Raw genomic sequence first — 13,259 nt, 5'->3', positions numbered from 1 at the left:
GATCGCAATCTCGCGAAGGAGATCACGTGTCCCATCACTTACGGTCACCGGCCTCGCGCCGGAGCCCGGTCCGGCTGATCATCGGCCTGGTGGCCGCTGTCGGCCTGTTGTTCCCCCAGGGTACGGCGCACGCCGTGCCGTACCGCTCCCCCGGCGACGACAAGATCGCCAAGGCGGTCGCCACCGATCTGAAGGACGGCAAAGCGACCTTCTTCGTCCGCCTCGCCGGTGAGGCGAACGTTTCGGCCGCCCGCAGGGCCGCCACCAAGCCGGCCAAGGGCAGGGCGGTGTACGCGGCCAAGACCGCGCACGCGAACAGGTCCCAGGCCCGGCTGCGGAAACTGCTGACCGAACGCAAGGCCGAGCACGAACCGTTCTGGATCGCCAACATCGTCAAAGTGACCGCCGGCGCGGAGCTGGCCAAGGAGATCGCGGCCCTGCCCGAGGTCACCGCCATCGAGCCGATCGGGAAGGCCGAACCGCCGAAGCCGCGGCCGGGCAAGGCCCAGGCCAAGGTCGGCGCGGTCGAGTGGAACATCGACCGCATCGGCGCGCCCCGGGTGTGGAGCGAGCTCAAGAACCTGGGCGAGGGCGTCGTCGTCGGCATCATCGACAGCGGCGTGGACATCGAGCACCCGGAACTCGCGGGACAGTACCGCGGCACGAGGGCCGACGGCTACATGGACCACAACTACAACTGGACGGCGCCCGAGGGGCTGTGCCCGAGCGCCGCCCCGTGCGACCCCCATTACCATGGCACGCATGTGACCGGCACCGTCGTCGGCAAGAGCGGCATCGGCGTCGCCCCCGGCGCCAAGTGGATCGCCGCCGGGGGCTGCTGCGACGAGGCCGCGCTGCTCGCGGGCGGTCAGTGGATGCTCGCGCCGACCGACGTGAACGGCCAGAACCCCCGGCCCGACCTGGCCCCCGACATCATCAACAACTCCTGGGGCGGCAAGGGGTACAAGGACTGGTACGAGACGGTCATCAGCGCCTGGGTGGACGCGGGCATCTTCCCGATGTTCGCCATCGGCAACGACGGGCCTGCCTGCGGCACCAGCCACTCCCCCGGGATGTACACCGAGAGCTACGCCGCCGGCGCGTTCGGCGCGGACGACGCGGCGGCGAGCTTCTCCAGCCGCGGCCCCGGCGAGAACGGCGAGATCAAGCCCAACATCTCCGCGCCAGGGGACAATATCCGCTCATCGGTCCCCGAAGGCGGCTACGCCACCATACGTGGCACCTCGATGGCCTCGCCGCATGTGGCCGCGACGGTCGCGCTGATCCTTTCCGCCGCGCCCTCGTTGCGCGGTGACGTCGCCGCCGTACGCACGCTGCTCGACGGCATCGCCATCGACGGGGACGACACCACGTGCGGCGGGACGTCCCAGGACAACAACGTCTACGGCGAGGGACGGCTGGACGCCTACGCCGCCGTACAGGCCGCGCCCGACGACCCGCTCGGCACGCTGTTCGGGACGGTGACCACGGCGAACGGCGCGCCCCTGCCCGAGGCCGACGTGACGGTCACCGGCCCGCTCGGCCGTACGACGGCCAGCGGCGGCCAGGGCGCCTACTCCGTCCTGCGCCTGCCTCCCGGCACCTACCAGGTCGGCGCGTCGCGGTTCGGATACTCCCCCGCGACCACATCGGTGACCATCGTCGCCGGTCAGACCACCACCGCCGACCTCGCTCTGACAGTGCGACCGCATGGCCTCGTCTCCGGGACGATCAGTGTGGCGGGCGTCCCCGAAAAGGGCGCCACGGTGAAGGTGCCCGGCACGACGGCCGAGGCGGTCACCGACGCCGCGGGCCACTACCAGCTCGGCCTTCCGCACGGCTCCTACCGGCTGGAGATCGCCGGCTCCACGCGTTGCTCGGGCACCGCCGGCGAGCAGATCACCGTGGCCGGGAGCGTGACCAAGAACGTGGATCTGCAACTGCGGCGCGACGCCTTCGGGTACACCTGCACGAGCGGCACCGAGCCGTACGTCGCGGGCACCCAGCGCCTCACCCAGATCGACACGAAGCTTGTCGAGAAGCTGACCCTGCCGTTCCCCGTGCCGCTGTACGGCACCGCCCGCTCGGATCTGTGGGTCACCGCCAGGGGATTCGCCTCGTTCATCGAGCCGGACGCGGCCGAGAACGAACCGCTGCCCAATCCGGGCCTGCCGAACCTTTCCGTCTACCCCTTCTGGGAGAACATCTGGGTGGACGCGCAGGCCGGGGTCTACACCGCCACGGTGGGCACGGCCCCGCACCGTTCGTTCGTCATCGAATGGCGGAACGTCACCTTCAACGACGGGAATGACCGGCGTTTGTCATTCTCCGCCCTGCTCGGTGAGGACGGCACGATCGGCTACCGCTACAAGGACATCGACGCCTGGCGCGACCAGGGCCTCAGCGCCACGATCGGCCTGGAGAACGAGGACGGTAGCGACGCCTTCGAGTACTCCTACAACGTCCGCGCGATCAGCGAGGGCCAGAGCCTGACCTTCATCCCGCCCCCGGCCGCCCCGCGCCGGACGCGACCGTAAGGACCACTCGCGGGGCGCGGCGGGCCATGCCCGCCGCACCCCGCGAGCAAATTCAGCAGAATTGCCTGCGCCGCTTTTCGCTTATTTAGACGAGCGGGCATCTGGAAAGTCAATTGTTTTGGGATACATTTCCTTCGGCCGGGATGAAGATCCTCCTCAGTACGAAGGGAAAGCATGTGTCCCATCCCTTACGACGTCGCCCCCGCCCTCGGCCCCTCAGCCGGGCGCTGATCGGGCTGCTGGCCGCTCTCCCCATCCTCCTGCCGCAGGTTCCGGCGCACGCCGAACCCGGCGCCGAGAAGATCGCCGCCGCCGTCCGCACGGACCTGAAGGACGGCAAGGCCACCTTCTTCGTCCGCCTCGGCGGCAAGGCCGATCTCAGCGCCGCCCGCCGGGCCACCACCAAGGACGCCAAGGCCAAGGCGGTGCACGAGGCCCTGACCGCGTACGCGGGCAGGTCCCAGGCCGGGCTGCGAAAGCTGCTGACCGGGTGGAAGGCCGAGTACACCCCATTCTGGATCGTCAACGCCGTCCAGGTGACCGCCGGCCCTAAGCTGGCGAACGAGATCGCCGCGCTGCCCGAGGTCGCCGCCCTCGATCCCGTTCGCAGGGATGAGGCCCCGAAACCCGCACCGAAACCGGCCAAGGCGGCGGCCGTCCCGGCCGCGGCCGAGTGGAACATCGACCGCATCGGCGCGCCACAGGTGTGGGAGGAGCTGAACGACCGGGGCGAGGACATCGTCATCGGCGTCCTCGACACCGGGGTGGACATCGGGCACCCGGACCTCGCCGGGCGGTACCGCGGCAACCGGCCCGACGGCTCGGTGGACCACAACTACAGTTGGTTCGACCCGGGTCATAGCTGCCCCGAGGCCGCCCCGTGCGACCGCAATGGGCACGGCACGCACGTGACCGGCATCATCACCGGCGAGAACGGCATCGGGGTCGCTCCCGGCGCCAGGTGGATCGCCACTTCCGGCAACCGCTCGACGACCGGGAAGATCCTGGCAGGCGAGTGGATGCTGGCGCCCACCGATCTGAACGGCCAGAACCCCCGGCCCGACCTCGCTCCCGACATCGTCAACAGCTCCTGGGGCTCGGAAGGCTCCGACCCCTATTTCGAGGACATCGTCAACAGGTGGGTCGATGCGGGCATCTTCCCGGTGTTCTCCAACGGCAACACCGGTCCGAAGTGCGGCAGCGCCAGCAGCACCGCGAAGTACGCGAACAGCTACGCCGTGGGGGCCTTCGATGTGAACGGCACCATCTGGAGCGAATCGTCCCGGGGGCCCGGTGACAACGGCGAGGTGAAACCGGACATCGCCGCCCCCGGCGTCAACATCCGCTCGTCGTTGCCCCAGGGTGAGTACGGCAGCCTGAGCGGCACCTCGATGGCCGCCCCGCATGTCGCCGCCACGGTCGCGCTGATGTGGTCGGCCGCGCCGTCGCTGCGTGGCGATGTGCCCACCACGCGGGCGCTGCTGGACGGCACCGCGATCGACACCGCAGACCTGACCTGCGGCGGAACGGCCGGGAACAACAACGTCTACGGCGAGGGCCGGCTGGACGCCCACGCCGCGGTCCAGGCCGTGCCCGACGACGCGCTCGGCGACCTGGGCGGCACCGTCACCGCGAACGGCGCGCCCGTGTCCGGGGCGGAGGTGACGGTCACCGGGCCGGTCGGCCGTACGGTCGGCACCGGCGCCGGCGGCGGCTACGCCTTGCTCCGCCTGCCCGCCGGGACGTACCAGGTCAGCGTGTCCAAGTTCGGCTACCAGCCCGCCACCTCGACCGTCACCATCACCGACGGCCAGACCGCCGATCACGACGTCACGCTGACCCTCAAGCCGGTGGCGGTGGTCAGCGGCACCATCACCACGGACGGCGACCCCGAGAAGGACGCCACGGTCATCGCTTCCGGCACTCCGGTCAAGACCGTCACCGACGGCTCCGGCCACTACCAGATGACCCTTCCGCACGACTCCTACCAGCTCAGCGTCGCCGGGGCCTCGCAGTGCGTCAGCACCGCCACCGCGGACATCACCGTGGCCGGGAACGTGACGAAGAACTTCGACCTGCCGGTGAAGCGGGACGACTTCGGCTACACCTGCACCAGCGGTACCGAGCCCTACGTGGCGGGCACCGAACCGCTGACACTCCTTCCCGGCATGGGGACGGAGGTGGCGCTGCCGTTCCCGGTGCCGTTCTACGGGCAGTCCAGGTCCCGGATCTGGGTGGCCGCAGTGGGCTTCGCCTCGTTCGCCGGAAATGTGGTCTTCGACAACGAGCCCTTGCCCGGACCTCTCGAACCCAACCTCGCCGTCTACCCCTTCTGGGATGACCTGCGGATAGAGGCACAGTCCGGGGTCTACACCGGCACGGTGGGCACCGCTCCGCACCGGTCCTTCGTGATCGAGTGGCGCGACATCAGACCGGCGGCGGACACCTTCGAGATCATGTCGTTCTCCGCGCTGCTCGGTGAGGACGGCACGATCGGCTACCGCTACAAGGACATCGGCGCGGCGATCGAACAGGGCAGCAGCGCCACCATCGGCATCGAGAACGCCGACGGCACCGACGCCTTCCAGTACTCCTACAACACCTCCTCCATCCGCGACGGGCAGAGCCTGACCTTCACCGCCAAGGACCACGGCGTGGTACGCGGAAAGGTCACCGACGCCAACGACGGGCAACCCCTGGCGGGCGCGACCGTCGAGTTCCCGCACATCGCCACCTTCACCACCGGCGAGGACGGCACCTACGGCGGCCAGGTCCGCGCCGGAACCCACCAGGTCAAGGTCTCCAAGGACAAGTACGGCACCCTCCCCCAGAACGTCACCGTCCCCGCGACCACCGTCACCACCAAAGACGCCGCCCTCATCACCGGAAAGGTCACCGCCTCCCCCACAGCACTCACCCTGAACGGCACCACCAGCGCCACCATCACCCTCACCAACACCGGCACCGCCCCCACCCCCTACGAAGTCACCACCGACGACGCCTGGCTCACCGCCACCCCCACCACCGGCGGACTCCTCCAAAACCAGTCCGCCACCATCACCGTCACGGCGACCGGCTCCGGAGAGCCGCGCGGCGGCACGCTCCTCATCCACTCAGCCAGCGGACGGCAACCCACCATCGAGATCCCCGTCACCCTGACCCCGCCCCAGTAACCGGTAAGGGTCACCAGCGGTCGGGCCGCACCAGGCCCGCCCGCCGGCGACCCATGCGCCGAAACGGAAGCGCCCGTGGAAACCGGTCATCCGCTCGAAGGAGAGTACGTGTCCCATCGCTTGTGGCATCAGGCGAGTCGTGCCCGGATCCGCATCCGGGCACTGGTCGGCCTGCTCGCCGCGTTCGCCCTCTTCCTCCCCCACGCCACCGCACACGCCGAACCCGAGAACGGCAAGATCGCCGCCAAGGTCGAGGCGGATCTGAAGGACGGCAAGGCCACTTTCTTCGTCCACCTCAAGGGGGAGGCGAGCCTCGCCGCCGCCCGTACGGCCACCACCAAGGCGGCCAAGGCCAAGGCCGTCTACGACGCCAAGACCGCGTACGCCGCGAAATCCCAAGCCCGGCTGCGAAAACTGCTGACCGACCGGAAGGCCGAGCACGAGCCGTTCTGGATCGTCAACACCGTCAAGGTCACCGCGGACGCGGACCTGGCCGGCGAGATCGCCGAACTCCCCGAGGTCACCGCCATCGAGCCCATCGGAGAGGCCGAGGGTCCGAAGACCCGGCCGAGCAAGGCCCGGCCGAGGGTCGCGACCGCGGACGATCCCGTCGAGTGGAACATCGACCGGATCAAGGCGCCGCAGGTGTGGAACGAGCTGGGCGACCGCGGCGAGGGCATCGTCGTCGCCACCATCGACAGCGGAGTGGACTTCGAGCACCCCGCGCTCGCCGCGCAGTATCGCGGCAGGCACCCCGACGGCACTGTGGATCACAATTACAACTGGTTCGACACCTACCAGGGCTGCGTCGATCCCGCTCCGTGCGACCCCACCGCGCACGGCACCCACGTGACCGGCATCATGGCCGGTGCGAACGGCATCGGCGTCGCTCCCGGCGTGAGGTGGATCTCGGCCAAGGGCTGTGATCCCCACTGCCCGGAGGACAAGCTCATCCGGGCCGGTCAGTGGTTGGTCGCACCGACCGACCTGAACGGTCAGAACCCCCGGCCCGACCTCGCCCCCGACATCGTCAACAACTCCTGGCGCCTGAAGAGGTTCGACGATTGGTACAAGGGGGTCACCACGGCGTGGGCCGCCGCTGGGATCTTCGCGACGTTCGGCAGTGGTAACGACGGCGCGGTGTGCGGCAACACGGCGACTCCCCCGGGGTACGCGGACACCTACAGCGCCGGCGCCTTCGATGTGAACGGCACGATCGCCGGCTGGTCCAGTAGGGGTCCAGGCGAGAACGGCGAGATCAAGCCGAACATCTCCGCACCCGGGGTCGATATCCGCTCGGCGGTGCCCGACGGCGGGTACCGCAGTGAGGAGGGCACCTCGCAGGCATCCCCGCACGTGGCGGGGGCCGTGGCGCTGCTCTGGTCGGCGGCGCCCTCGCTGCGCGGCGACATCGCCGCCACCCGGGCGCTGCTGGACGGCGGCGCGATCGACACGGCCGATCTGAGCTGCGGCGGGACCGCCGCGGACAACAACGTCTACGGTGAGGGCCACCTGGACGCCTACGCCGCCGTCCAGGCCGCGCCGGACGACCCGCTCGGCACGCTGAGCGGCACCGTCACCGCGAACGGCGCGCCCGTGTCCGGAGCCGAGGTGACGGTCACCGGGCCGCTCCGCCGTACGGCCGCCACCGGCGCGGACGGCGCCTACAGCATGCCGCGCCTGCCTCCGGGCGACTACCAGGCGACCGTGACCAAGTTCGGCCACCAGACCGCGACATCGACCGTGACCATCACCGACGGCCAGACCACAATGGCGAACCTCACTCCGGCCCGCCTGCCGCATGCCACGATCACCGGGACCGTCACCGCGGATGGCACTCCGGAGAAGGACGCGACGATCACATCGCCCGGGACGCCGGTCAAGGCCGTCACCGACACCAGCGGCCACTACTCGATCGAGATGCCGCACGGCTCCCACACACTGAAGATCGCCGGTAGCACGAACTGCGTCAACGCGGCCACCACGCAGATCACCGTGACCGGGAACATGACCAAGAACATCGACCTGACCAGGCGCGGCGACGACTTCGGCCACACCTGCACCAGCGGCACCGAGCCCTACGTGGCGGGCACCACGAAGGTCGACATCCCGCTCGGGATGGGCGCGCAGGTGGCGCTGCCCTTCCCGGTGCCGTTCTACGGCGCGACCTACTCGGACGTATGGGTGTCCGAGGACGGGTTCGCCTCCTTCGTCCCTACCTTCGACTCCACGGAGAACGGCCCCCTGCCGGATATAGATAACGACCTGGCCCTCTACGCCTTCTGGGACAATCTGTTTAGGGATGACCAATCCGGTGTCTACACCAGCACGGTGGGCACCGCTCCGCACCGGTCCTTCGTGATCGAATGGCGAGACTTCGCCTTCACCCAGCCTGCCAACGAGCTGCGCATCTCCTTCGCCGCGCTGCTCGGTGAGGACGGCACGATCAGCTACCGCTACAAGGACGTCGGCGCGGCGCTCGAACAGGGCGGCAGCGCGACGATCGGCATCGAGAACGCCGATGGCACCGACGCACTCCAGTACTCCTTCAACACCCCGTCCATCCGAGATGGCCAGAGCCTGACCTTCACCGCCAAGGACTTCGGTGTAGTGCGCGGCCAGGTCACCGACGCCAACGACGGACAACCACTCGCGGGCGCGACCGTCGAATTCCCGCACATCGCCACCTTCACCACCGGCGAGGACGGCACCTACGGCGGCCAGGTCAGAGCGGGCAGCCACCAGGTGAAGGTGGCCAAGCAGAACTACGGCACCCTCACCCAGAACGTCACCGTCCCGGCCACCACCGTCACCACCAACGACGCCGCGCTCATCACCGGCAAGGTCACCGCCTCCCCCACCTCCCTGACCCTGAACGGCACCACCAGCGCCACCATCACCCTCACCAACACCGGCACCGCCCCCACCCCCTACGAGGTGACCACCGAAGACACCTGGCTCACCGCCACCCCCGCAACCGGCGGACTCCTCCAGAACCAGTCCGCCACCATCACCGTCACCGCTTCTTCGCCGCAGCCCCGCACCGGCAAGCTGCTCGTCCACTCAGCCGGCGGACGGCAGCCAGTCATCGAGATCCCCGTCACCGTGACCCCGTAGCGGACCGGCCAGGCCGGTCACCCGCATGGTGATGTTCAACCGGCCACCGGCCAGCCCGGTGGCCGGGTCGGCGGTGCCCGGGTGGACCTTGGGGACTCCGTGATAGGCGTACCTGGACGGGCCGCCGAACACGAACAGGTCGCCAGAGGCCAGGAGGAGGTCGGCGTAGGGCCTGCTCCTGGTTTCGGTGTTGCCGAAGCGGAAGGTGCAGGTGTCACCGATGCTGAGCGAGACCACGGGAGCATCGGACTTTTCGTCCTTGTCCTGGTGCATGCCCATTTTCGCGGTGCCATCGTAGAAGTTGATCAGGGCGGTGTCCGGCGTGTAGCCGCCGTGGTCCCCGTAGGCGGCGGCCAGCGCGCGGCGGCCAAGGTCCACCATCCAGCCGGGGAACTCCGCCACGCGGGCGCCGTTCACGTCGTCGGCGGTGCGGGTGTACCGGTACGGCCGCCAGTGCCAGCCGAGGCAGACCGTCTGTACCGACATGACACCGCCCCGGGGCAGCACCGTGTGCCGCATCGGCACCGGCCCGGTCGCCCACGCCCGGCATGCGGCCACGAGGTCGCGCTGCTCGCTGAGGGGCAGCCAGCCGGGCAGGTGGACCGCGCCGGGCGCGATCTGCCTGGGCGTACTCATCACGACCGCCTCTCTCGCACGGTGACCAGGTTACGGCCGGCCTCCCAGATCTCGCCATCGGCGGTCGCGCCGCGCAGGCCCAGCAGGGTCCCGGGCCCGGCCGCCGCCACGCTGCGCGCGACGGGGGCGAAGCCGAAGGTCCGCTCCGGCCGCCAGGCGGTGCTGTGCCGCAGGCGGCGGCTCATCTGCGCCCAGCCGGGCCCGCTCGCGGCCACCACCCACGCGTCGGGATCGCCCGCGACCATGCGCCGGGCCTGACGCAGCCAGGAGGCCGCCTCCTGCGGCCAGTCCACCACCGCGAGCACGTGCAGGCCCATGCCGGTCCAGGCGTCGGCGAACGCCTCGGCCGCGGCCACCGATGCGGGGTCACGGCCGTGTCCCACCGTGACCGCCTCGATCCTGGGCCGCTGCGCCCGCAGCAGCTCAAGGAGCGCGGCCAGTTCGGCCGCCGTGTGCGGACCCGGCGGCACCGCGCCGGTCTGCGGCGGCCTCATCCCGGCTCTCCATGAACGCGCGGTAGCGGGCGGGCAGGCACACCGCACACGGCCGGTACCCGGCTGCGAGCGCCGTCGCCTCGTCGGCGAAGAAGACCCGTTGCCCGGCGTACCCGCCCCGCGCGATGGCACGCAACGCCGACGGGCAGTCCAGCCTGCCGTACAGCCGCCCACGCCGATGACCGCCCAGCCTCCCGGGAATCCGGCTCAGGTAGGGACGGCCATCCGCACCGATCAGCGTGTACATCAGACCGCATCATGGAACGCCCGGCCAAGCGTCCCCGGGGGTCCGGCGGTCGGCGTGTGCGTCAGGCCGCGTCATGGAACACCAGGCCGAGGGTGCGCCGCAGGCCGGCGCGTACCGTGCTGACGCCGTGGCGGACCGGGGCGGCCGACCAGCCTCGGGCCGAGGCCACCGGGCGGTCGCGGGTGGTGAACACCAGGCCGTGGCCGCGCCGCAGCAGCGTCACCGTCCCCCGTGACTGGGCCCGGGGCCGCTGCTCGACCATCAGGAACTCCCCGCCGGTGTAGTCGCCGCCGGGCTCGTCCAGGCCGACCACGACCTGCATCGGGAACACCAGGTCCCCGTACAGGTCGCGGTGCAGCGCGTTCCAGTCGCCCGCACGGTAGCGCAGCAGGATCTGGGTGGATTTGGTCTGCCCGGCGCGGTGGCACATGTCCAGCCACTCGTCCAGGGTGTCCGGCCAGGGCGCGGGCCTGCCCAGCCTGGCCGCCCAGTCCCGGGCGATCGGCAGCAGCCGCGGGTAGAGGGCCTGCCGCAGTTCCTCGATCGGGGCCGGGAACGGGCGGTTGAAGTAGCGGTACCGGCCGCGGCCGAACCGCAGCCGTTCCATGTCGACCGTGGATCGGAACAGCGCGGGCTCGTCGTAGAGCGCGGCGATGTCGCGGCATTCGTCGGCGGTGAGCAGCGGGCCGGTGGGCGCGCAGCCGTGGGCGTTCATCTCCTCGGCCAGCGCGTCCTGGTCGATCGCCGCGACGCGATCATCCGGCCGGGTCTGTGTCGACGTCATCGTGATCGTCCTTCCATGTCTTCGGAGCGGGCCGGTCAGACGGGCAGCGTCTGCTGCGCGGCCTCGTGGTCCAGCAGGTGGCGCTTGCGCTCGATGCCGCCCGCGTAGCCGGTCAGCGCGCCGTCGGCGCCGACCACGCGATGGCACGGGCGCACGATCAGCAGCGGGTTGGCGCCGACGGCGGCGGCCACCGCGCGGACGCGGTCGCGCGGCTCGCCGACCCGTCCGGTGAGCGTGCCGTAGGCCGTGGTCTCGCCGTACGGGATCGCCTCCAGCGCGGTCCACACCCGCTGCTGGAACGCCGTCCCGCCCGCCGCCGCGAGGCCGAGGCCGAAGCCGGTGCGCTCGCCCGCGAAGTACTCCCGGAACTGCCGCCGGACCTCCGTGAACGCGTCGTCGTCGCGCCTCCACTCCGGCCGCACGCCGAACGCGCGGGCCTGACCGGAAAACGCCACGCTCACCAGCGCGACCCCGCCGCGCGCTGCGGCGGTCCGCTCCCCTGTCACCAGTAGCTCCCCCAGCGGGCCGGTGATCGTCGTGTAGATCCTCATCTCCGCCCCTACTTCCGTTGGCGTCTCTACCTGTTCAACACCATCGGCCGGGGAAAACCTCGGCGGTTATCGGACCTCTCGCTCGGCGCGGGGCCTGGCTCGCATGTGCATGCGCTCGCCCTGGCGGCCGAACAGGTTGAGCACCTCCACGGGGGTGTCGCCCGCCGGGCCGAACCAGTGGGGCAGGCGGGTGTCGAACTCGGCGGCCTCCCCCGGTCCCATGATCAGGTCGTGGTCGGCCACGATGAGCCGGACGCGCCCGGACAGCACGTACATCCACTCGTAGCCTTCGTGCGTGACCGGCCGTGGCTCGTTCTGCGTGGCCGGAATGATCGACTTCCATGCCTGGAGCGGACCCGGCTGGGTGGTCAGCGGAAGCACGGTCCGCCCGTTGCGGACGACGGGCCTGGCGCGGACGCGCGGGTCGCCGACCTCCGGCGCGCCGACCAGTTCGTCCAGCGGCACCTGGTGCGCCTGCGCGATCGGCAGCAGCAGCTCCAGGCTGGGACGGCGCTGCCCGGACTCCAGCCTGGAAAGGGTGCTCTTGGAGATGCCGGTGGCCTCGGCCAGTGCGGACAGGGTCACGCCGCGCTGGGTGCGGATGCGCCTGAGCCGGGTGCCGACCTGGGCCAGCGTGACGTCTATCGGGGATCGCTGCTCCATGGGTCCATTCCATCTCCGCCGTCCCAGAAATGGCAACAAAAGTTGTCATTCGCCCGCACCGGCACGCACCATCGGGGCCGGAGGTGAACGTCATGATCAAGACGATGAACGGCCAGAACACCGATGTGCGGTACGACGTCGTGGTGGTCGGCGCGGGAGCGGCCGGGCTGAACGCCGCGCTGCTCCTGGGGAGGGCGCGGCGCGACGTGGCCGTGATCGACGCCGGGGAACCGCGCAACGCCCCCGCCGCGCACATGCACGGCTTCCTGTCCCGTGACGGCACGCCCCCGGCCGCCCTGCTTGAGGCCGGGCGGGCGGAGGTCGCCCGGTACGGCGTGCGCCTGCTGCGGGGCCGGGTGGAGGAGATCGAGCCCGGTTTCTCCGTCCGCCTGGCGGGCGGCCCGGTGCTCGGCGCCCGCCGCATCCTGGTCGCCACCGGCCTGCGCGACGAGCTGCCCGGCATTCCCGGGGTGCGCGAGCGCTGGGGCAAGGACGTGCTGCACTGCCCCTACTGCCACGGCCACGAGGTCGCCGGACGGCCGCTGGCCGTGCTCGGCACGCATCCGGGGGCGGTCCACCAGGCGCTGCTCCTGCGACAGTGGAGTGAGGACGTGGTCTTCCTCAAGCACACCCTCGATCTGGCGGCGGAGGACCGGGAGCGGCTGGAGGCGTTCGGCCTGCGCGTCGTCGAGGGCGAGATCGACCACCTGGTGGTCGAAGGGGACCGGCTGCGCGGCGTCGAACTCGCCGGCGGCCGGGTGCTGCCCCGCGCCGCCGTCTTCCTCTTCCCGCGCATGGTGCCGCACGACGGACTACTGAACGGCCTGGGCTGCGCCAAGGACGACAACGGCTGGATCGCCACCGACCGCACGGGCCGCACCGGCGTGCCGGGGGTCTGGGCGGCCGGAAACGTCATCGACCCACGCGCCCAGGTCATCACCGCCGCCGGAATGGGGGCGACCGCCGCTTCCGCCCTCAATGCCGACCTGATGGACGAGGACGTCCACCGCGCCGTCGCCCGCCGGCAGGCCGCCACCGGCGCACGTGGTTGATCCGC

10 protein-coding genes are annotated in these 13,259 nt (G+C 70.8%); 4 read left to right on the top strand and 6 right to left on the bottom strand.

Annotated elements, in window-relative coordinates; genetic code table 11:
• Positions 1-26: 26 nt before the first annotated feature.
• The 3 genes from ACH34R_RS31085 (at position 27) to ACH34R_RS31075 (ending at position 8,827) form a co-directional block, all read left to right on the top strand.
• On the top strand, positions 27-2,537 hold the full coding sequence (locus ACH34R_RS31085; RefSeq protein WP_397565095.1) for a S8 family serine peptidase: 2,511 nt from the start codon (positions 27-29) through the stop codon (positions 2,535-2,537).
• A gap of 176 nt (positions 2,538-2,713) precedes the next feature.
• A complete protein-coding gene (locus ACH34R_RS31080) occupies positions 2,714-5,710 on the top strand; it encodes a S8 family serine peptidase (protein ID WP_397565093.1) in 2,997 nt (998 codons plus the stop codon).
• Positions 5,711-5,818: 108 nt separating this feature from the next.
• Positions 5,819-8,827: a S8 family serine peptidase gene (locus tag ACH34R_RS31075; protein WP_397565091.1), complete on the top strand. Its 3,009-nt coding sequence runs from the start codon at positions 5,819-5,821 to the stop codon at positions 8,825-8,827.
• Here the strand turns inward: ACH34R_RS31075 and ACH34R_RS31070 are convergent.
• The 6 genes from ACH34R_RS31070 to ACH34R_RS31045 all read right to left on the bottom strand — a co-directional run bounded on the left by ACH34R_RS31070 (position 8,774) and on the right by ACH34R_RS31045 (position 12,202).
• Entirely contained in the window at positions 8,774-9,463 is a 690-nt protein-coding gene (locus ACH34R_RS31070) for an alpha-ketoglutarate-dependent dioxygenase AlkB family protein (protein ID WP_397565089.1), read from the bottom strand. The genes ACH34R_RS31075 and ACH34R_RS31070 overlap by 54 nt on opposite strands.
• On the bottom strand, positions 9,463-9,957 hold the full coding sequence (locus ACH34R_RS31065; protein ID WP_397565088.1) for a hypothetical protein: 495 nt from the start codon (positions 9,955-9,957) through the stop codon (positions 9,463-9,465). Before ACH34R_RS31065 ends, ACH34R_RS31070 begins: the two co-directional genes overlap by 1 nt.
• On the bottom strand, positions 9,887-10,204 hold the full coding sequence (locus ACH34R_RS31060; RefSeq protein WP_397565087.1) for an Ada metal-binding domain-containing protein: 318 nt from the start codon (positions 10,202-10,204) through the stop codon (positions 9,887-9,889). The genes ACH34R_RS31065 and ACH34R_RS31060 overlap by 71 nt, the downstream gene beginning before the upstream one ends.
• Positions 10,205-10,265: 61 nt before the next feature.
• Entirely contained in the window at positions 10,266-10,988 is a 723-nt protein-coding gene (locus ACH34R_RS31055) for a 2OG-Fe(II) oxygenase (protein WP_397565086.1), read from the bottom strand.
• Between the two features lie 35 nt (positions 10,989-11,023).
• Positions 11,024-11,539 carry a methylated-DNA--[protein]-cysteine S-methyltransferase gene (locus ACH34R_RS31050; protein ID WP_397565085.1) on the bottom strand — a complete coding sequence of 172 codons (516 nt, stop codon included), beginning with the start codon at positions 11,537-11,539 and terminating at the stop codon, positions 11,024-11,026.
• 66 nt (positions 11,540-11,605) lie between these two features.
• Entirely contained in the window at positions 11,606-12,202 is a 597-nt protein-coding gene (locus ACH34R_RS31045) for a helix-turn-helix domain-containing protein (RefSeq protein ID WP_111166296.1), read from the bottom strand.
• 92 nt (positions 12,203-12,294) lie between these two features.
• Between ACH34R_RS31045 and ACH34R_RS31040 the strand changes: the two genes are divergently transcribed.
• Positions 12,295-13,254 carry an NAD(P)/FAD-dependent oxidoreductase gene (locus tag ACH34R_RS31040; RefSeq protein ID WP_397565084.1) on the top strand — a complete coding sequence of 320 codons (960 nt, stop codon included), beginning with the start codon at positions 12,295-12,297 and terminating at the stop codon, positions 13,252-13,254.
• Positions 13,255-13,259 lie beyond the last annotated feature (5 nt).

Source organism: Spongiactinospora sp. 9N601, assembly GCF_044326295.1.
Classification (GTDB): domain Bacteria; phylum Actinomycetota; class Actinomycetes; order Streptosporangiales; family Streptosporangiaceae; genus Spongiactinospora; species Spongiactinospora gelatinilytica.
Note: the sequence above shows the minus strand (reverse complement) of the source record. Positions and strands in the feature narration are given on the sequence as shown.

Coding starts and splice junctions, on each gene's coding strand:
- ACH34R_RS31070 (WP_397565089.1), bottom strand. CDS start 9,463: ATGAGTACGCCCAGGCAGATCGCGCCCGGCGCGGTCCACCTGCCCGGC.
- ACH34R_RS31065 (WP_397565088.1), bottom strand. CDS start 9,957: ATGAGGCCGCCGCAGACCGGCGCGGTGCCGCCGGGTCCGCACACGGCG.
- ACH34R_RS31060 (WP_397565087.1), bottom strand. CDS start 10,204: ATGTACACGCTGATCGGTGCGGATGGCCGTCCCTACCTGAGCCGGATT.
- ACH34R_RS31055 (WP_397565086.1), bottom strand. CDS start 10,988: ATGACGTCGACACAGACCCGGCCGGATGATCGCGTCGCGGCGATCGAC.
- ACH34R_RS31050 (WP_397565085.1), bottom strand. CDS start 11,539: ATGAGGATCTACACGACGATCACCGGCCCGCTGGGGGAGCTACTGGTG.
- ACH34R_RS31045 (WP_111166296.1), bottom strand. CDS start 12,202: ATGGAGCAGCGATCCCCGATAGACGTCACGCTGGCCCAGGTCGGCACC.
- ACH34R_RS31040 (WP_397565084.1), top strand. CDS start 12,295: ATGATCAAGACGATGAACGGCCAGAACACCGATGTGCGGTACGACGTC.